Raw genomic sequence first — 17,600 nt, forward strand, 5'->3', positions numbered from 1 at the left:
CTAAAAACAGGTGTTTTTTTGTCTAGTTATTGTATGGTGAATAAACAACATTACCCTCAACCATATCAAAATAAGGATATTCACCTTTAATATTTGGATTCATGTTTTTAACCAAATGATATCTGCCATTCAATTTTTCTAAGAGTTGAGTAAGATCTCCTTTAGTAGCAGGTTTATTTGATTCTTTGGTAAGTAAAGACTTTATAGCATCAGCAGCTAATGTTCCTGCTGTTGCATTCCCAATACCTGCTAAAGACATCGTTTCTTTCTGCGAACTGTTGTCGTTATTAGTGATAGCAATGTCTTCTGATTTTGATGTCGTTAGAGTGTTTGTTTTTCGAGCATGATAAGCCTTAGATCGACAAGTATTGCTACAATATCTCTGCACACGTCTCCGTTTTGGCTCAAATTCCTTATAACAATACTCGCAAGTGTAAAATTTTAGATTTTTCATTTTGCGTCAAATAAACGTTTGTTTGACGTAAAATTACGGTTTATTTCGTTTTTTTATTGTTTATTTTCAATAAATCTAAACCGAAAACGCTTTCAAACAAGAAATTATCAATTTCATTGTCATTAGGTAATATCCGTTTCTTTTTTCCTTTTTTAGGTTTTTCTGAAGATTGAAACTTAGGGACATTTATATTGGTTTTTACGAGTACTTCTGTTTGTAATGGTTTAAATATTACGTTTGCAAAGCGCTGTTTTAGCTCGGTATGATGTTGTTTTAAATTGTCGTATTGCAATTGAAGGTAAAGTTGAATCTCCTTAAAATAATTTCTAGCTTCGGTTTTTGCATTTAATCTAATATAATCTGAGACTTCTATCCAAGCTTCTAAATCTTTGATGTATTCTTCAAAATGATATTTAAAGGTTTCAATATCATATTTTGCCTTAAATTCAATAAGTTTTAATGTATTCGATTTTAGTACTTTTTCTTTTTTTAGAAGTTCTATTTGTTCAATTTTATCTTCAAAGAAATGCGGGTCTCCATTAATATCAAGGAGTATTAATGAATTTGTGAATTCTATTTTCTCTAGTATTTCTGTATGTTCCGTTTCTAAATCTTTTAACGTTTCTTGAGAAATATAAAAAATAATAGGACGTAATATTTGGGTACTTAATTCTAATATGTCGTTAGTTAGGCTCATAATAAGTCTGAATAATCATCAGGTAATTTAGCATCAATCCCTCTTAAATACTTGTCTAATGCAGTCATAGTAGTATGACCAGTGATTTCCATAAGTTCACTTTTGGCAGCAAATTGTGATGAGCCTTTCAGTAACGCATGGTATAATATGGATATAAATGTGTGCCTAAAGCTATAAAGCGTTTGATCCTTATCTAATTTAAAGTGTTCTTTTACAACTGTTTTGTAGCGTTTAGAAAAATAATTAGTCTTATTGGTTTCACTAGTTGCCCATTCACCTCCAATTTTTATTGGCGTAAATAAACTGAATTCAGGATCTAATTTAGACAAATCAGGTAATTCATTAATTATTTTTTGAGGAATCAATTTTGTTTTTAAAGGACTATTTTTCGCTTTAAATTGAAGGGTTTGATCTTCAATATTTATATCCTTTATTTTTAAACGACACACTTCAACAGGTCTTAGAAAATTATAACTAATAAACTTAATGTAGAGTAGAAGTAAAGGGTCTTCTTTCTTTAAGTATTCAAATATTTTCTTGTGTTCTGACGAGGTATATGATTTATTTCGTTTAGGAATGCTACGTAACGCATCTATTTTTTTTAGAGGATTAGATGGAATAATATCATTGTTCTCTAACACTTGACACAAACTACTTAAATTAAGTCTGTAATTGTTTCTATTGCGTGAACTCGTAGCCATTAAAATAGAATTCAAAAAGTTTGAAGCTATTTTTTTATCAAATTGGTTAATCGTCTTTATATCAGGACAATTTTTTGCTACCCATTTCACTAATGCATTTGTCGTATATTCATAGTCTTTTAGGGATCTTGGGCTAATTTGATTCTCTTTTAACTTTAAGCTATAATCAAAAGCTTCACGCAAAGTCATCCCTTTTTCCTCAATAGGTTCGGTTTTCGGTTTTGAGCTTTCCGTGTTCGGCTTCGTGTTCTGTATTATGTTCTGTAAACGAGTTATAGTTTGATCCTCAACTCGAGTCTCATTATTAGGTTTTAGTATATTATTTAGATTAGCGGATTGGCTTTTTAAAATTTTAGTTTTATAAAGTTCAGTGTTATTGATATATGGATTAAAACCTTGTTGAAGTAATTTTAAAAGTCTTCTACGATAACGTGTTAATAGGGCTAAACGGTCTTCTTTATTTTTAAAGGTATTAGCATTGCCATAGATATTTTTTTGACGTTTGAGCTTATTTGTCTTAGGATCTCTGAATGAGAAATACACATACCAGCGCTTAGATATATCACCATTTGCGGTGTAAATTTTAGGTGGTGAAAAATCTCTTTTGTGTGCCAAATCGTGTTCTAAATCGTGTTCCAAATCGTGTTCAAAGGTAAGGAATTCATTAATTGTAAGCATAAAAAAACGGTTTAGAGTGAACTAAACCGTTTATTTGCAACCAATTAAGATGTGTAGCGAGAACGAGATTTGAACTCGTGACCTCTGGGTTATGAATCCAACGCTCTAACCAACTGAGCTACCTCGCCATAATTCGCAATTTATAATATAGAAGTTCAAATAAGCAATCTGAACATACACGTAATTGCGGCTGCAAATATAAAAACATTTTCTACGACAGCAAACAATAAAAACTAAAAAAAATAATTTTAATTTAATCTTTAAATCTGAGCCATAAAATGTATATATTGAGCAAATAATATTAACAATTATGGACGATAAAGAAAAATTTGAAATGGAGTTTGTGATCCAAGCATCACCAGCACTACTATATACTTACATATCAACACCTTCTGGCTTGTCAGAGTGGTTTGCAGATAACGTTAACTCTCGTGGAGAACTATTCACTTTCATTTGGGACGGTTCAGAAGAGCAGGCAAAATTATTAAGTAAAAAAAGTGGTGAACGTATTAAGTTTCGTTGGTTAAGCGATGACGAAGATGGTTCTACTTGCTATTTTGAAATTCGTATACAAGTTGATGAAATTACAAAAGATGTGTCTTTAATGATTACAGATTTTGCTGAAGATGATGAGGTTGAAGAAGGTAAAATGCTTTGGACCAACCAAATTTCTAGTCTTAAGCAAGTGCTAGGATCAGCATAAAATCTAAATGCTATTATTGGTTTAATTGAGCTAATAAATGGTATAAAAAGATATTCTATTATATATTTGTCTCGATTTAATTTTAAAACTAAATCGAGACTTTTTTTATGATAAATTTTAACGGTACACTGCTCTCGCAAACAGATTCAAAACTCACAGTTAATAATAGAGGTTACAAATATGGTGATGCCCTTTTTGAAACCTTAAAGGTCGTTAATGGTAAAATCTTCTTTTGGGAAGATCACTATTTTAGATTAATGTCCTCAATGCGTATTCTTAGAATGGATATTCCGATGAACTTTACTATGGAATTTCTAGAATCTGAAATTTTAAAAACACTCGAGGCTAATGTCTTGTTAAACGCTTCCGCACGTGTAAGATTGAATGTAGATAGAGGAGAAGGTGGCAAATATGCTCCTAGTAAAGAAGCGCTAGTTCATTTTAATATTAGTGTAGAGCCACATAATGATCCATTTTACAGCATTGATAGCGATAACAGTTACATTGTAGATTTATATAAAGATTATTTTGTTGCACCAGGATTATTATCAGGATTAAAATCCAACAATAAAGCCATTCAAGTTATTGGAAGCATTTACGCCAAGGAAAATGACTTCGATAATTGCTTAGTTTTAAATACCAATAAAAGTGTCATTGAAGCCTTAAACGGTAATTTGTTTGTAGTGAAAGGTGATACAATAAAAACACCACCATTAGAAGATGGCTGTCTTAAAGGTGTGATGCGAAAGCAAATCTTAGAATTATTAGCAAAAGATGTTAATGTCATTGTAGAAGAAGCTTCTATAAGTCCGTTTGAACTTCAAAAGGCAGATGAATTGTTTGTGACAAATGTTATTAAAGGCATTGTCCCTATTACCAAGTATCGTAAAAAAACCTATGAGAGTGAGTTTGCACAAAGTCTTGTTGCTAAACTCAATGCTAAGTTGAGGTTGGTATAGCATAATGTTTATGTATTAGTGCCTAGATGCTTTTTGTAACAATGTGATTAAGTTGGTGAAATTTGTAGTTATAAGTTTTAAACCTTAAGAAGTGTTTTGTCTAATTATAACTAGGATTCTCAGGTGCATTAGACCATATGCTATAGTCGCCACCAAGTTCTAGCATTTTTTCTCGCCAAAAGGAAACACAAGATTTAGATATAATCTCTTTATTGTATATGTTTTCGGAAACTAACCAAGCATTAGATTGTAGTTCGTTATCTAATTGCTGTTCGTTCCAACCAGAATATCCTAAAAAGAAACGAATATCTTGTGCGGAAATCTCGCCATCATTTATTAGGTTAATCACCACGCCAAAATCACCTCCCCAAAATATACCATTAGATATTTCTACACTATTAGGTATCAGTTCTGGTGATTTATGAATAAAGTAGAGGTTGTCTTGCTCTACAGGTCCACCATTATATACAGGAAATTCAGAGTCGGTTCCTTCAATAAGATCTTTAAGATTATAATCTAAGGGTTTATTTAATATAAAACCAACCGAACCGAGCGCGTTATGATCTGCTAAAAGAATCACAGCACGATTAAATGAAAGATCTCCGATAATAGATGGCTCAGCAATTAGTAAATTGCCTTTTTCGGGTTTGTTCATTTTGGTTTTTCTGTTTTAAAGATTACTAAATCTATGTTTTTTTTGTTAAAAAAACAACTAATTCTAATTTATTGTGCAATATAATTTTCTTTATAATTTAATTTAGGTTCTCATTTTAGGTTGAGAATTTCAATCACTTTGAAGCATTTGTTTTCTTATTTCAAAATATATTATAACTTGGATTATAATAATCAGAGAAAGAAGCGCATTACATTAAAGCAAAAAAAAAGCCTGCTCAATGAGCAGACTTATGTATTTTTAAATAAAAACTGTCTTAGTTTACAGCGCTACTTAAGTCAGAACCTGCCTTAAATTTTACTACATTTTTAGCTTTGATTTTGATAGTTTTACCAGTCTGTGGGTTTCTTCCATCTCTTGCAGCTCTTTTAGAAACTGACCAAGAACCAAATCCTACTAAAGATACTCTATTCCCTTTTTGTAAAGATCCTTCGATATCAACTAATAAAGAGTCTAATGCTTTTTTTGCTGCTGCTTTAGTAATTCCAGCATTCTCTGCCATTCCGTTGATTAAATCTGTTTTGTTCATAAATATTAATTTTTAATTGTTAAAAAATCGGTTTTAAAATTATTGTTATTAAAATCCTTAGACAAAATTATTAGGAATATTAAGCTATACAAGGAATAGCAAGGGAAATACGGCTTTTTGTTAATAACTTCTAACATTTGTTAATAAAGGTTATGCATTTCATCGGGTTTTTTGTAAAACCAATGATAATAAGGGTTTAGAGCAGTTTAGCAGATTCAGAAAAATTAAACCCATTCAATAGTGATTTTACATCCATTTTTCGCTTTCCTGGTAGTTGAATTTCCATTAAATTGATGTAACCTCCTTGGCATGCGACCTTTAACTCATCCTTCGTTGCAATTAGTTTTCCTGTTTCAATAGTATGATGTTCTTCTACTTTCTCTACACCATAAATTTTTACAGATAAAGGCTTATTTTCATTATTATCTAAATAACACCAAGCTGTAGGAAACGGGTTTAAGCCTCTAATCTTATTATATATTGTATCAATAGGCTGTGTCCAATCTATTTTACAATTATCTCTATTCAGCTTATAAGCTGTTTTTAAATCTTCGGTTTGTGGCTGAATTTTAGTTTCAATAGTATCACTTTCAATTTGTTCTACTGTTTTAATAACTAAGGCACTTCCTATAGTCATTAAATCATCATGTAATTCACCAACTGTTGTTTTATTTCCTATAGCAGTTTCTTCACTTTTAATGATGGCTCCTGTATCAATTTTTTCATCTATAAAAAATGTGGTCACTCCCGTTTTAGTTTCACCATTAATAATAGCCCAATGGATTGGTGCCGCACCTCTATATTGCGGTAGTAAAGATGCATGGAGATTAAATGTACCATACTCAGGCATTTGCCATACTACTTTTGGTAACATTCTAAACGCTACAATAATTTGCAAATTGGCATTTAGTGCCTTTAATTCTTCTATAAAAGATTCTGCTTTTAAGTTAGTGGGCTGCAGAATATTTAAATTTTGCTCTAATGCGAATTCTTTAACAGCAGAAGCTCTTAGTTTTTGTCCACGACCAGCAGGTCTATCTGGTGCTGTAATGACACCAACCACATTATAATCATGGTCAATAAGAGATTTTAAAGTGGCAACGGCAAAATCTGGTGTGCCCATAAAAACAATGTGTAATTCACGTTTTTTAGTCATGTAAGTGTGTAAGTATTAGTTGGTGTTAATTTTATTTTTTTGAGTGCTATTAATTCTGAAAGGCTATCTAAAAAAACTGTTTCAGAACATTTTATTTGAAGCAATAATTGTCTCGATGACAAGGCTTCAGTTTCTAGAATTTTTATAATTTGAAGCGATATGGCTTCATTTGATGTGTTATCTAAATTAGAAGCTTTAGCTACACAAACCGAACATAAACCACAAGGTTGCTTAGATGTTTCTCCAAAATAGAGTAGGAGTTGCTGACTTCTACAAACAGAATCATTCTGTATATAACTCAAAACAGATTCAATTTGTTGATGTTTTAAAGTATGTTGCTGCTCTATGGTTTTAGCAATAGGGTTTATGGTAATATCATCTTCACGTGGTTTTAAAAACGTAATTTCAGAATCTGTGTTTGCCATTTGTAAACTAATGACTTCGTCTTTTTCTAAACGCTGTAACTGCGCTATAACTTGTTTTTCGGATAGATTAGACTTCTTAATTACTAAACTGAGGTTAACTTTCGTTTCATAATCAAAAATGCCACCATAGGTCCTTAAAAGCACTTTAACTAAAATATTTAAATCTAGATGCGTTTCTAAATATTTAAACAAAACAGCATTTGTGGTTACAAATTGAATTTTTGTTCTAAAATTAAAAAGTTGCGTTAATGTAATAATTGCATTTCGGTCTAATAACAATAATGCATTATAGGTGATACTTGCACTTAATTTATATTGGTTACAAAACGATTTAAAATCGAATTGATGCAACGTGTTTTCTCCTTCTCCATAAGACACCTGAAAATAATTGCACAACTTATTATAAACTGTTTTTACAAAGGCTACCGAAGGTAACGTATTTAAAAACTGACTACGTAAATGGTTTTCATCGATATGCTGTTTTAAAATTATAGCATGTGCCAATTCTCCATCTCTTCCAGCTCTGCCTGCTTCTTGGTAATAACTTTCTAAACTTTCTGGTAAATTAAAATGAATAACGTTTTTTACATTAGCCTTATCAATTCCCATTCCAAAAGCTGTAGTTGCAACCATAATATCTACTTGTCCGTTAGACCATTGGTATAAGCGTTCTTGCTTTTCTTTATTGGTAATGCCTCCATGATAAAAACTTGAAGAAAACCCTTTTGCTTTAAGAAAGTTATGAATGTCTGTAGTTGCTCTTCTATTTCTCACATATACAATAGATGACCCTTGGTATTTTTTTAATAATAGTTCTAATTGAAATAATTTATCGTCTGTATGGATTACATTATAAGCAATATTTGGTCTAGCAAATGAAGCTTTAAATATTTTAGGATTTATGAAATCTAAATTTTCAACAATATCATCTACTACGTTATGTTTTGCTGTTGCTGTTAAAGCAATGCAACTAACATGAGGATGCATTTGCCGTAATATGGTAATATTTTTATATGCAGGTCTAAAATCATTTCCCCATTGACTTATACAATGCGCTTCATCAACGGCAATTAAATTTACTTTCATTTGTTGAATGCGCTCTTGTACTAATGTTTGCTGTAAGCGCTCAGGTGATAGGTATAGAAACTTATAATTACCATAAATGCAGTTGTCTAATTGTGTGTCTAAATCCTTGTAAGACATACCAGAAGTCAGGGCAATGGCCTTAATACCTTTTTCTTTTAAGGTATTCACTTGGTCTTTCATCAAAGCAATTAAAGGAGAAACAACAATACAAATACCATCTTGTATTAAAGCCGGAATTTGAAAACAAACCGATTTTCCACCTCCAGTTGGTAACAAGGCAAAGGTATCTTCTTGGTTTAAAACCGAAGTGATAATCTCTTCTTGTAACGGTCTAAAAGACGTGTGCTGCCAATACCGTTCTAAAACTTCTATAGGATGCATTACTGCAAATTTAAGGACTCTAGAATAAAATCAGCTCTAGATTTAACACTTCCGAAGGGAACATCTATTAAAAGATAACCAAAACGAATATAACTTTGCATTAAATGGTGGTGAATTTCAATGGCTTCTTCAAAGTTTTCGTAGCGTTCGCTATCACTTGTAAAAATTTCTTGCCAAGGTGCTAAAACAAAGATATAATCATATTTATGATTTTCACAGGCTTCTACAAACTGATCTGGATAAGTATCTCCAATGTAATCCATATAAGCAACAACATCTGGTATACCTCTGTCTAAAAAAACGATAGACTCAGATTCTTTAGCTGCATCAGAAAATTGTTTTGTTCGTCCTTCTAGAAGTTTTTCACTAAACAATAAAGGTTCAGTTAAAAAAAGTTGTTCAATACCATCTTTTCTGGCTTGCAAGGTAATTTGCCTAGAAATTTCATCGTAGCATAAATAACCACGTGCCTTTAATTCATTAATGATGGTAGTTTTACCAGTGCCAGGACCACCTGCAATGACGATTTTTTTTGGATTCAAATTGATAATGTTTATGATGTAAAATTCGTGATAATAAATTAAACCAAAAAATCTAAAGTTAATGTATCTTAGCAACTGAAAAAAAATGAACATGGATAATTCAGGAAAAACAGAAGAATTTTACGAAAAACTTAAAGTACAATTATACGATACAGCGCTTTGGCCAACGGAATATTTATATAAATTTATAGTGCTTACAGATGGCTCTGGAGTTAATCATATTGAGGCGCTTTTTGACAATTTAGGTGCTGTGATTACAACCACAGAATCTAAGAATGGAAAATACACAAGTGTTTCTATTAATGTAAGAATGAAAAACCCAGAAGAAGTCATTGCTAAATATAAAAGTATTGCAGAAAATGTAGAAGGTGTAATTTCCTTATAAATTTCCCTTTAGGCTTCATAATTTTTTGTATTTTGCAACAAAACCTAGAGACTTCAGGTTTAAAACTATATACTACACACATTTTACAATTTTGATTGACGATTTAGAATACAACACAGAGCGCGAGCATTTAATAATTCCAGAATATGGACGCCATCTACAAAAGATGATTAATTATGCTAAGACTCGCGAAACAAAAGAAGAACGTAATAAAGTAGCCAAAGCTATTATTTCGGTAATGGGAAATTTGCAACCTCATTTAAGAGATGTTCCAGATTTTCAACATAAATTATGGGATCAGTTGTTTATTATGGCTGATTTTAATATCGACGTAGATTCTCCTTATGGTGAACCTTCTAGAGAAGAAATTCAGGCAAGACCAGAACCTTTAAAATATCCTCAGAATTTTCCGAAATATCGTTTTTATGGTAATAACATAAAGACGATGATTGATGTTGCTGTAGGATGGGAAGATGGTGAGCTAAAAGAAGCTTTAACCTACACCATTGCTAACCACATGAAAAAGTGTTTCCTTAATTGGAATAAAGATACTGTTGAAGATGATGTTATTTACAATCATTTATTTGAACTTTCGGGAGGTAAAATAGACCTAAAAAATACTGAAGAAGATCTTAGTGATGCTACAAGTTTGATGCGTACTAAATCTAAATACGGAGGTAAAAGCAATTCAAATAAAAAGAGCAACAACACAAATAAGAAGAAATATTCCAATAACAGAAAACGTTACTAAAATGTATGGGTACATTTAAAATTGAAGGAGGTCACCAATTAAAAGGTAAAATTCAGCCTCAAGGAGCAAAAAACGAAGCTTTACAAATCTTATGTGCAGTGCTCTTAACTGCAGAAGAAATAAAAATAGACAACATTCCAGATATTATTGATGTTAATAAACTCATCGAACTATTAAAAAAGTTGGGTGTTAAAATCAATAAACTAGGTAAAGGTTGTTATACGTTTAAGGCAGACGAGGTTAATTTAAAATATTTAGAATCTGCTGAATTTAAGGAAGACGGTAAAGGACTTAGAGGATCTATAATGATTGTAGGTCCCTTATTAGCGCGTTTTGGTAAAGGATATATTCCTAAGCCTGGAGGTGACAAAATAGGTCGTCGTCGTTTAGATACGCATTTTGAAGGTTTTATAAAACTAGGAGCAGAATTCCGTTATAATAGAGAAGATTTATTTTATGGAGTTGAAGCAAAAAAGCTAAAAGGCGCATACATGCTTTTGGATGAAGCTTCGGTTACAGGAACAGCTAATATTGTTATGGCTGCCGTTTTAGCAGAAGGAACAACTACTATTTATAATGCTGCTTGTGAACCATACTTACAGCAATTATGTAAGATGTTAAACCGCATGGGAGCAAAAATCTCTGGTGTTGGCTCTAACCTTTTAGTGATTGAAGGTGTGGATTCCCTTGGAGGTACAGATCACAGAATGTTACCAGATATGATTGAGATTGGTAGCTGGATTGGTTTGGCAGCAATGACTAAAAGTGAATTAACAATTACCAATGTAAGTTGGGATGATTTGGGTGTAATACCAAATGTATTTAGAAAAATAGGAATCACTGTTGAAAGACAAGGAGATGATATCCATATACCTGCACATACTGATGGTTACGAAGTACAAAGTTATATTGATGGTTCTATTTTAACTATTTCTGATGCACCTTGGCCAGGATTTACTCCAGATTTACTGAGTATAATTTTAACCGTTTTAACTCAAGCCAGAGGAAGCGCAATAGTACATCAAAAAATGTTTGAAAGTCGTTTGTTCTTCGTTGATAAATTGATTGATATGGGAGCTAAAATTATTCTTTGTGATCCGCATAGAGCAACCGTTATTGGTCACGATTTTAAATCGACATTAAAGGCAACAACCATGACATCTCCAGATATTAGAGCAGGTGTATCTTTATTGATTGCTGCGTTATCTGCAAAAGGAACGTCTATTATTCATAATATTGAACAAATAGATAGAGGTTATGAGAATATTGCAGAACGTTTAAGAGCTATTGGTGCAAAAATTGAACGATTAGAAGGAAATTAAAAAAGAAAACCCGGTTTATTTTTGGAAACAATAATTAAAACGGGATATGATAAATTAAAAAAGCTTCAAGTGTAATCTTGAAGCTTTTTTTTATGTTTTAAAATGTAGAGATTATTCCATAGTATATAAAAACTGCTCATTAGTAATTTTGCCATCTTTAACTTCAAAAACAGCAAGTTCTTCTAATTGTTGTCTGCCTCTGTCTTTAAACGTAACATCGAAATGCATTTTTGTTGAAAAGTGATTTCCAGCTACAATAGGTGCGCTTATAGAACTGCTATGATATTCTACAACATTATCTAACCATTCTTTGTTTTTATTCCATACATTTTGCTTTCCTGTAATACTTTCTCCAGGCATACCTGGCATTTCTTTGCTAACCACATTATCAGCATAAAGCTCGTTAATGCACTCCAAGTTTTTACCTTTTTCGCACATTTCTTTCCATTTTTTAGCAACTCCCCAAGTATTCATAATGATTCTGATTTTATATTAGTGCTTTAAAGTTAACAAAAACTTTAATGACTTATGATAAATTAAACAAAATTCAATAAAAAAGCTCTGATGACTAATCAGAGCTTTAGAAAATTGTTTGTTGAAAATGGTTATTTCAGTTAAGACCTTAGTGGTCTTGTACTTAGCAACGGTATATAGTTTGATTTATTGCTTAATATGAGCAATTTTATTCATTCAATGCAGATTTATAAGTTTCTAAACAGCGTTCTCTGGCCATTTTATGCTCAACTATTGGTTGAGGGTAAGATAACTCTTGAAAATCTGGCACCCATTTTTTTATGTATTCTAAATTTTTATCAAACTTTTGAATTTGAGTAGTCGGATTAAAAATTCTGAAATAAGGAGAGGCATCTACGCCAGAACCTGCAACCCATTGCCAATTACCTACATTACTTGCCATTTCGTAATCGTGTAGTTTTTCTGCAAAGTAAGCTTCTCCCCAACGCCAGTCTATTAATAAATGTTTACAAAGAAAACTACCAACTAGCATTCTCACACGGTTGTGCATAAAACCAGTTTCGTTAAGTTGGCGCATTCCGGCATCTACCAAAGGATATCCTGTTTGGCCTTCACACCATTTTTTAAATTCAGCTTCGTTATTTCTCCATTCTATACGGTCATATTTTGGTTTAAAAGCATGGTCTGGTGTATGTGGAAAATGCCATAATATTTGCATAAAAAATTCTCTCCAAATGAGTTCTTGCCAAAATATTTCATTGTCTTCTGCAATGGCTTTTTTTATCATTTTACGGATACTTGCTGTTCCAAAGCGTAAATGTGGTCCTAATTTAGAAGTCGCATCTTTAGCTGGGAAATTTCGGGTGTCTTCGTATTGCTGAATTAAAGTTGGTGTTACATCAAAAGAAGGTATTTCTTGAATTGATTTTTTAAATCCAATATCTGATAAGCTTAAATTTGGTAATCTGGAGTGTTCAACCAAATTAGTTAGAAAAGTATTAGTATAGTAAATTTCTAAGTCAATAGTTTTAAATTTTTCTTTCCACTTACGCATGTAAGGCGTATAAACCATGTATGGTTTACCATCATTTTTTACAACTTCATCCTTTTCAAAAATAACTTGATCCTTAAAGGTTTTAAACTCTACGTCATTTTTATTTAGAAGCGCTTTAATTTCTTCATCTCGTGTTTTTGCATAAGGTTCGTAATCGTGATTTGTGAAAACGGTATTAATCTTATAGTCTTGTAGCAAATTTTTAAAGATATCTTGTGGATTACCGTGATACAATGCAATACTGCTTCCGTGTTGGTCTTGTAATGTTTGCCTCATATTCTGAAGAGTCTGGTGTATAAAAGTAACACGAGCATCATCTTTAGGCAATTGTTCTAAAATTTCAGAATCGAAGATAAATATAGGAAGCACCGATTTTTCACTTCTTAATGCTTCATAAAAACCAACATTATCGTCTAACCTTAAGTCTCTTCTAAACCAAAAAATATTAATAGTAGAATTCATAAATTAGTATTTTCCGTAAAGTTCTTCAAGTTTAGTTGTTCTGTAATTGAAAATTTCTTCAAGTTTTGGTTTAACCAAAAAGGGATGAACCATTTGGCCTAGAATTCCCATAGGTACTTTATAATCTATTATATCTTCCATTTCAACTCCACCTTCAATTTCTTTAATAAAATGCTTATGATGCCATAACGCATATGGTCCAAAGCGTTGTTCATCTACAAAATATTCTTTGTCTTTAACATGTGTAATTTCTGTAACCCATTTTGTTTTAATGCCTAAAACAGGTGTTACAATATACTGAATGATTTGCCCAGGAAACATAGGTCTATCTGCACCAGAAAGAATATTAAAACCCATATAATCTGGGGTAATGGTTTTTAAATTTCTAGGATCTGATAAAAATTTCCATGCTTCATCAACTGAAATGGGTAAATTTTGTTTTTTGTGTAGCGTATATATTTTCATGGAAGTTTATGACTTTAGAATTTTTTAAATAAGACTGTACAACCGCTATTTTATTTAGTTGTTAAATACAACATAACCGTTTAAAGAGGTTGCAATACACAGCCAAATGATATAAGGCAGTAAGAGATATTTTAATCGGCTCAATTTATCATCACCAAAAGTGATAAAGAAGTATATAATTAACAAGGTTAGTAAAACGATATTTACTAATCCTAATGTTATTAATTGTTGATTGAAAAAAAAGTAATTCCAGCTTACATTTAATAAAACAGAACTAGTATATACGGCAATTACAAATTTTGAATTACGGATGGAGAATAAATAACTTAAGTAAATTGAGAAACAAAGCATAATTAATGTCCAAGCCGCTCCAAAAACCCAACCTGGAGGTGTCCAAGGTGCTTTGTTTAAATTAGAATACCATTCGCCTGAAACTGCATCTCCCATTAACCAGCTGCCAATCGCTAGTGCACCAAAATTGATGATTAAGAATACTATGAAGAGATATAATTTTTTCAACTTAAGATACTTTTAACTTATCTATTTTATCAGCAACTATTTGGGCTTCAGCATATTTTTTGTCGCTTTCAGACCTGTTTGTTGTAGAAAGCTTATGCCAATCTGCCATGAGTTCTTTATACTTTTTTTGAAGTTTCTCTACTTCAGATGTTTTCTTAAATAATCCGAACATAATATGTTATTTTAAATATTTAGTAATACGTGAATGCATTGGTTTTGTAATCGAGTAGAAGTAGTCTAAAAATTCACCATCTTCATCTACTAAATACTTCTGAAAATTCCATTTAACAACAGAGTTCTTTTTACCATTAAAAGCCTTCTTCGTTAACCATTGATAAAGTGGGTGTTGAGAAGCTTCTTTTACGTCTATCTTTTCTGTCATTAGAAAAGATACACCATAATTCACCTCACAAAATTCTTGAATTTCATCGGCTTGTCCTGGTTCTTGTTTACCAAATTGATTACATGGTATGCCAATGACAATTAAGCTATCTTTATAAGTTTCTTGTAACTCTTGTAACTCTTTATATTGAGGTGTGAACCCACATTTTGATGCCACATTAACAAATAATATCTTTTTGCCTTTATACTCAGAGAGCTGAATTGGCTGACCTTGAAGAGTATTTATTTTGACATCATAAATAGATTTTAGCGCATTCTGTTTTACACTAACGTCTGTAGTTGATAATGTACTTATAAATGCTTTTAATGGATTCATATTTATATTTTGAAACTTACAATACCGCAATCCATTTCAAAAATTTGACCTGAAAGAGAGGCTGCTTTCTCAGAAAGTAAAAATGTAGCCATATCAGCAACTTCTTGTGGTTCTAAGTATTTTTTAAGCGGATGTCTTTCATTCATATTATCAATCATCCTTTCATTTCGTAACAATTTTGATGCTAACTCTGTATTAGTTACAGTTGGCGCAATGGCATTAACACGAATAGTTGGTGCTAATTCTGCGCCTAAAGATTTTGTAAGTCCTTCTACTGCAGATTTTGAAGCTGCTACACTTGCATGAAACGGCATACCTAATTTAGAAGCCACTGTACTAAATAGTAATATAGATGGCTTATTACCATTTTTTAGAATAGGTAAATATTTTTGAATTGCTTTTACCGCTCCAAGCACGTTGATTTCAAAATCATTTTTAAAATCATCTAAACTCAATCTGTTAATTGGTTTAAGATTTATACTACCAGGACAATAAACTAAACCATCTGCAGCCTCAATATTTGGCAGTTCATCATTGAGCACATCACAATGGTAATGTGTTAAATTCTCATGCGAAACCTCAGGTTCTGTTCTACTAATATTTACGACTTTATGCGAAGAAAGCAAAGATGTAACAATTGCATTGCCTATACCTTTGCTTCCTCCAATTACGATTATAGTATTCATATCTACGATGCTGTTAAAGGGCGTCCTTTTAATCGTTTTTCTATTTTTTGCTTAATAACCGTAAGGCGCTTCATAAGATCCATAAGTTTAGAATCCTTTTTTTCTTTGTATAATTCGTTGACTTCTAATATTAAATCTTTAGCTTCTCTTGCTGCTAAAATTCTATCACTTGTTGTTTTAAATACAAACTTTCTGTTTTCAAATTCTAAAGCTTTTTCTATTGTTTTCATAGCTTAATTGTTTATATAGTTTTGTAATTCTGCGATTTTTGAGGCCTTATTAAATTCGCCTCCATAATATGTTGTTACTGTTGTAGATGTATCATCTTGTATACCTCTAGAAGATACACATAAGTGTTTAGCATCTATAATTACGGCAACATCTTCGGTTTCTAAAACAGTCCTTAATTCGTTAGCGATTTGATTTGTTAATCGCTCTTGTACTTGAGGACGTTTGGCATAATATTGCACTATTCTGTTTAATTTTGAAAGCCCTATAACTTTCCCTGATGACTTGTATGCAATATGTGCTTTTCCTATTATAGGAACAAAATGATGTTCGCAATTAGAGTAGAAGGTAATATTTTTTTCTACTAACATCTGATTATATTGATATTTATTATCAAATAATGCCACTTTTGGCTTGTTTCTAGGGTCTAATCCAGAGAAAATTTCTTCAATATACATTTTGGCTACACGATCTGGTGTGCCTTGTAAGGAGTCATCAGTTAAATCTAAACCCATAACATCCATTATTTCAGAAAATAAAATGGAAATGCGTTCTTTTTTTTCAGTGTTAGACATTTCAAAAGCGTTAGGCTTCATTGGTGTTTCTAAACCTGTAAATAAATGGTCGTCTCCAATATCTTCTGCACTAAAGCCTTTTAATTGGTGACCATTTTTTTTGGAAATTGTTTCTGTATTCATAAAATCTTTTTAATGTGCTGTCTTTAAGTACTCCAAGCTTAAATCAAAGCACGTGTTAACGTTTTGAAATAGAGTTGTTTGTTATTGTTCTTTGTCTAGAGCATTTAAATCTGCCTTCGTCAAACGTTCTTTTTTTACTGTGTTTTGTAGCTCTGCCTTGCACTCTGGCTCTCCATAATCTGAAGCTACTTGGTTTCAATTCGCGTCGCATTAAATTAATAACCTCTTGTTCTTTTAAGTTAAATTGAAACGTAATAGCATCAAATGGTGTTCTATCTTCCCATGCCATTTCAATAATTCTATCAATGTCTTTTAGTTCTAAACTCATAGTCCTTGAGGCATTGCGTGTTTCATATCGTATTTTACTTTTTCATCTAATAACTTATCAAAAAACTTCTTATTTTCTTTAAAAGTTTTATTAGCTCTAAAATGCACAAATTTCCCTTGTGCATGTATACTAGAACCATTGATTTTATAAATAACAAGATGGTAATAAGGAATAACCCAAGTAAAGTTTTTTAATCCTTTATTAATTCTTAGTAGAATTCCTTTAGGTCTTAATTCAATATTTCCATAATTAACATCTGAAACCAAATTCATCATCGACTGCATATTTGGACTCACTTCATCAATAATCATGCGTTTAGATCCTATACCATTCATTTTCAATTTTTGTACCAAACTAAAAGAACTGCCAACGAGGTCAGCAATAATTTGTTTGTGTTCAGCATTATAATGTGTAGTGTTTAATATCATAACTATCCAAATATACACAATGTTTAATTATTTATTTAAATAGTTAAACAAAAATTAACAGATAATTATGACTATAAAATCTAGGTTGTAGTGGTTTA

At 31.6% G+C, this 17,600-nt stretch carries 24 protein-coding genes and 1 tRNA gene; 5 read left to right on the forward strand and 20 right to left on the reverse strand.

The features are described from left to right. Nucleotides 1-22 precede the first annotated feature (22 nt). The 4 genes from ACJJVO_RS02905 to ACJJVO_RS02920 form a co-directional block, all read right to left on the reverse strand. Nucleotides 23-454, reverse strand: coding sequence for a hypothetical protein (locus ACJJVO_RS02905; protein ID WP_405570221.1), 432 nt, complete (start codon nt 452-454; stop codon nt 23-25). 40 nt (nt 455-494) lie between these two features. Beyond that, a complete protein-coding gene (locus ACJJVO_RS02910; RefSeq protein WP_405570223.1) occupies nt 495-1,151 on the reverse strand; it encodes a hypothetical protein in 657 nt (218 codons plus the stop codon). Continuing rightward, nucleotides 1,148-2,530 (reverse strand): tyrosine-type recombinase/integrase, encoded by a 1,383-nt coding sequence (locus ACJJVO_RS02915; protein ID WP_405570226.1) that lies wholly within the window; start codon nt 2,528-2,530, stop codon nt 1,148-1,150. The genes ACJJVO_RS02910 and ACJJVO_RS02915 overlap by 4 nt, the downstream gene beginning before the upstream one ends. Nucleotides 2,531-2,584: 54 nt before the next feature. Continuing rightward, nucleotides 2,585-2,658: transfer RNA gene (locus tag ACJJVO_RS02920), tRNA-Met, on the reverse strand. A gap of 182 nt (nt 2,659-2,840) precedes the next feature. Between ACJJVO_RS02920 and ACJJVO_RS02925 the strand changes: the two genes are divergently transcribed. Together ACJJVO_RS02925 and ACJJVO_RS02930 are read left to right on the forward strand one after the other, a co-directional pair. Then, nucleotides 2,841-3,233 (forward strand): START-like domain-containing protein, encoded by a 393-nt coding sequence (locus ACJJVO_RS02925; RefSeq protein ID WP_115818099.1) that lies wholly within the window; start codon nt 2,841-2,843, stop codon nt 3,231-3,233. A 107-nt stretch (nt 3,234-3,340) separates the two neighbouring features. Further along, nucleotides 3,341-4,192 (forward strand): aminotransferase class IV, encoded by an 852-nt coding sequence (locus ACJJVO_RS02930; RefSeq protein WP_405570229.1) that lies wholly within the window; start codon nt 3,341-3,343, stop codon nt 4,190-4,192. Nucleotides 4,193-4,292: 100 nt separating this feature from the next. Here the strand turns inward: ACJJVO_RS02930 and ACJJVO_RS02935 are convergent, their stop codons facing one another. The 5 genes from ACJJVO_RS02935 to ACJJVO_RS02955 form a co-directional block, all read right to left on the reverse strand. Continuing rightward, entirely contained in the window at nt 4,293-4,847 is a 555-nt protein-coding gene (locus ACJJVO_RS02935) for a YqgE/AlgH family protein (RefSeq protein ID WP_405570232.1), read from the reverse strand. A 274-nt stretch (nt 4,848-5,121) separates the two neighbouring features. Further along, nucleotides 5,122-5,394 (reverse strand): HU family DNA-binding protein, encoded by a 273-nt coding sequence (locus ACJJVO_RS02940; protein ID WP_020894395.1) that lies wholly within the window; start codon nt 5,392-5,394, stop codon nt 5,122-5,124. Nucleotides 5,395-5,590: 196 nt separating this feature from the next. Next, nucleotides 5,591-6,550, reverse strand: a complete 960-nt coding sequence (fmt, locus tag ACJJVO_RS02945; RefSeq protein WP_405570234.1) for a methionyl-tRNA formyltransferase — start codon at nt 6,548-6,550, stop codon at nt 5,591-5,593. Then, a complete protein-coding gene (locus ACJJVO_RS02950) occupies nt 6,547-8,442 on the reverse strand; it encodes an ATP-dependent DNA helicase RecQ (RefSeq protein WP_405570237.1) in 1,896 nt (631 codons plus the stop codon). The genes fmt and ACJJVO_RS02950 overlap by 4 nt, the downstream gene beginning before the upstream one ends. Then, nucleotides 8,442-8,984 carry an AAA family ATPase gene (locus ACJJVO_RS02955; RefSeq protein WP_405570239.1) on the reverse strand — a complete coding sequence of 181 codons (543 nt, stop codon included), beginning with the start codon at nt 8,982-8,984 and terminating at the stop codon, nt 8,442-8,444. Before ACJJVO_RS02955 ends, ACJJVO_RS02950 begins: the two co-directional genes overlap by 1 nt. Nucleotides 8,985-9,075: 91 nt before the next feature. Between ACJJVO_RS02955 and ACJJVO_RS02960 the strand changes: the two genes are divergently transcribed. From ACJJVO_RS02960 to murA, 3 genes are all read left to right on the forward strand, one after another. After that, a complete protein-coding gene (locus ACJJVO_RS02960; RefSeq protein ID WP_405570242.1) occupies nt 9,076-9,369 on the forward strand; it encodes a DUF493 family protein in 294 nt (97 codons plus the stop codon). A 91-nt stretch (nt 9,370-9,460) separates the two neighbouring features. Next, complete coding sequence (locus tag ACJJVO_RS02965; protein ID WP_405570244.1) at nt 9,461-10,120, forward strand: DUF4290 domain-containing protein; 660 nt, start codon at nt 9,461-9,463, stop codon at nt 10,118-10,120. 5 nt (nt 10,121-10,125) lie between these two features. Continuing rightward, a complete protein-coding gene (gene murA / locus ACJJVO_RS02970; protein WP_405570247.1) occupies nt 10,126-11,442 on the forward strand; it encodes a UDP-N-acetylglucosamine 1-carboxyvinyltransferase in 1,317 nt (438 codons plus the stop codon). Nucleotides 11,443-11,553: 111 nt separating this feature from the next. Here murA and ACJJVO_RS02975 read toward each other — a convergent pair whose 3' ends face one another. The 11 genes from ACJJVO_RS02975 to ACJJVO_RS03025 form a co-directional block, all read right to left on the reverse strand. Next, nucleotides 11,554-11,916, reverse strand: a complete 363-nt coding sequence (locus tag ACJJVO_RS02975; protein ID WP_405570248.1) for a SnoaL-like domain-containing protein — start codon at nt 11,914-11,916, stop codon at nt 11,554-11,556. Between the two features lie 208 nt (nt 11,917-12,124). Beyond that, a complete protein-coding gene (locus ACJJVO_RS02980; protein WP_405570251.1) occupies nt 12,125-13,432 on the reverse strand; it encodes a cryptochrome/photolyase family protein in 1,308 nt (435 codons plus the stop codon). 3 nt (nt 13,433-13,435) lie between these two features. Then, the gene (locus ACJJVO_RS02985) at nt 13,436-13,897 is read right to left on the reverse strand and encodes a cell division inhibitor (RefSeq protein WP_405570254.1); all 462 of its coding nucleotides are present in this window, start codon (nt 13,895-13,897) and stop codon (nt 13,436-13,438) included. Nucleotides 13,898-13,951: 54 nt separating this feature from the next. Beyond that, nucleotides 13,952-14,416, reverse strand: coding sequence for a TspO/MBR family protein (locus ACJJVO_RS02990; protein WP_405570256.1), 465 nt, complete (start codon nt 14,414-14,416; stop codon nt 13,952-13,954). A 1-nt stretch (nt 14,417) separates the two neighbouring features. Then, a complete protein-coding gene (locus ACJJVO_RS02995) occupies nt 14,418-14,588 on the reverse strand; it encodes a Lacal_2735 family protein (protein ID WP_405570258.1) in 171 nt (56 codons plus the stop codon). 6 nt (nt 14,589-14,594) lie between these two features. Continuing rightward, nucleotides 14,595-15,134: a glutathione peroxidase gene (locus ACJJVO_RS03000; RefSeq protein WP_405570260.1), complete on the reverse strand. Its 540-nt coding sequence runs from the start codon at nt 15,132-15,134 to the stop codon at nt 14,595-14,597. Nucleotides 15,135-15,136: 2 nt separating this feature from the next. Then, the gene (locus ACJJVO_RS03005; RefSeq protein ID WP_405570263.1) at nt 15,137-15,820 is read right to left on the reverse strand and encodes an SDR family NAD(P)-dependent oxidoreductase; all 684 of its coding nucleotides are present in this window, start codon (nt 15,818-15,820) and stop codon (nt 15,137-15,139) included. A 2-nt stretch (nt 15,821-15,822) separates the two neighbouring features. Next, on the reverse strand, nt 15,823-16,050 hold the full coding sequence (locus tag ACJJVO_RS03010) for a hypothetical protein (RefSeq protein ID WP_405570265.1): 228 nt from the start codon (nt 16,048-16,050) through the stop codon (nt 15,823-15,825). Nucleotides 16,051-16,053: 3 nt separating this feature from the next. Then, nucleotides 16,054-16,746 (reverse strand): GTP cyclohydrolase I FolE, encoded by a 693-nt coding sequence (folE, locus tag ACJJVO_RS03015; RefSeq protein WP_405570267.1) that lies wholly within the window; start codon nt 16,744-16,746, stop codon nt 16,054-16,056. 55 nt (nt 16,747-16,801) lie between these two features. After that, nucleotides 16,802-17,074: a TIGR03643 family protein gene (locus ACJJVO_RS03020; protein ID WP_115818082.1), complete on the reverse strand. Its 273-nt coding sequence runs from the start codon at nt 17,072-17,074 to the stop codon at nt 16,802-16,804. Beyond that, nucleotides 17,071-17,502: a hypothetical protein gene (locus ACJJVO_RS03025; protein WP_405570270.1), complete on the reverse strand. Its 432-nt coding sequence runs from the start codon at nt 17,500-17,502 to the stop codon at nt 17,071-17,073. The genes ACJJVO_RS03020 and ACJJVO_RS03025 overlap by 4 nt, the downstream gene beginning before the upstream one ends. Nucleotides 17,503-17,600 lie beyond the last annotated feature (98 nt).

The sequence above is a fragment of the Winogradskyella sp. Asnod2-B02-A genome (genome assembly GCF_045063645.1).
Lineage (GTDB): Bacteria > Bacteroidota > Bacteroidia > Flavobacteriales > Flavobacteriaceae > Winogradskyella.

Excerpts from the sequence above, each read along its gene's own strand:
- ACJJVO_RS02905 (WP_405570221.1), bottom strand. The coding sequence starts at position 454 with ATGAAAAATCTAAAATTTTACACTTGCGAGTATTGTTATAAGGAATTT.
- ACJJVO_RS02910 (WP_405570223.1), bottom strand. The coding sequence starts at position 1,151 with ATGAGCCTAACTAACGACATATTAGAATTAAGTACCCAAATATTACGT.
- ACJJVO_RS02915 (WP_405570226.1), bottom strand. The coding sequence starts at position 2,530 with ATGCTTACAATTAATGAATTCCTTACCTTTGAACACGATTTGGAACAC.
- ACJJVO_RS02925 (WP_115818099.1), top strand. The coding sequence starts at position 2,841 with ATGGACGATAAAGAAAAATTTGAAATGGAGTTTGTGATCCAAGCATCA.
- ACJJVO_RS02930 (WP_405570229.1), top strand. The coding sequence starts at position 3,341 with ATGATAAATTTTAACGGTACACTGCTCTCGCAAACAGATTCAAAACTC.
- ACJJVO_RS02935 (WP_405570232.1), bottom strand. The coding sequence starts at position 4,847 with ATGAACAAACCCGAAAAAGGCAATTTACTAATTGCTGAGCCATCTATT.
- ACJJVO_RS02940 (WP_020894395.1), bottom strand. The coding sequence starts at position 5,394 with ATGAACAAAACAGATTTAATCAACGGAATGGCAGAGAATGCTGGAATT.
- fmt (WP_405570234.1), bottom strand. The coding sequence starts at position 6,550 with ATGACTAAAAAACGTGAATTACACATTGTTTTTATGGGCACACCAGAT.
- ACJJVO_RS02950 (WP_405570237.1), bottom strand. The coding sequence starts at position 8,442 with ATGCATCCTATAGAAGTTTTAGAACGGTATTGGCAGCACACGTCTTTT.
- ACJJVO_RS02960 (WP_405570242.1), top strand. The coding sequence starts at position 9,076 with ATGGATAATTCAGGAAAAACAGAAGAATTTTACGAAAAACTTAAAGTA.
- murA (WP_405570247.1), top strand. The coding sequence starts at position 10,126 with ATGGGTACATTTAAAATTGAAGGAGGTCACCAATTAAAAGGTAAAATT.
- ACJJVO_RS02975 (WP_405570248.1), bottom strand. The coding sequence starts at position 11,916 with ATGAATACTTGGGGAGTTGCTAAAAAATGGAAAGAAATGTGCGAAAAA.
- ACJJVO_RS02980 (WP_405570251.1), bottom strand. The coding sequence starts at position 13,432 with ATGAATTCTACTATTAATATTTTTTGGTTTAGAAGAGACTTAAGGTTA.
- ACJJVO_RS02985 (WP_405570254.1), bottom strand. The coding sequence starts at position 13,897 with ATGAAAATATATACGCTACACAAAAAACAAAATTTACCCATTTCAGTT.
- ACJJVO_RS02995 (WP_405570258.1), bottom strand. The coding sequence starts at position 14,588 with ATGTTCGGATTATTTAAGAAAACATCTGAAGTAGAGAAACTTCAAAAA.
- ACJJVO_RS03000 (WP_405570260.1), bottom strand. The coding sequence starts at position 15,134 with ATGAATCCATTAAAAGCATTTATAAGTACATTATCAACTACAGACGTT.
- ACJJVO_RS03005 (WP_405570263.1), bottom strand. The coding sequence starts at position 15,820 with ATGAATACTATAATCGTAATTGGAGGAAGCAAAGGTATAGGCAATGCA.
- ACJJVO_RS03010 (WP_405570265.1), bottom strand. The coding sequence starts at position 16,050 with ATGAAAACAATAGAAAAAGCTTTAGAATTTGAAAACAGAAAGTTTGTA.
- folE (WP_405570267.1), bottom strand. The coding sequence starts at position 16,746 with ATGAATACAGAAACAATTTCCAAAAAAAATGGTCACCAATTAAAAGGC.
- ACJJVO_RS03020 (WP_115818082.1), bottom strand. The coding sequence starts at position 17,074 with ATGAGTTTAGAACTAAAAGACATTGATAGAATTATTGAAATGGCATGG.
- ACJJVO_RS03025 (WP_405570270.1), bottom strand. The coding sequence starts at position 17,502 with ATGATATTAAACACTACACATTATAATGCTGAACACAAACAAATTATT.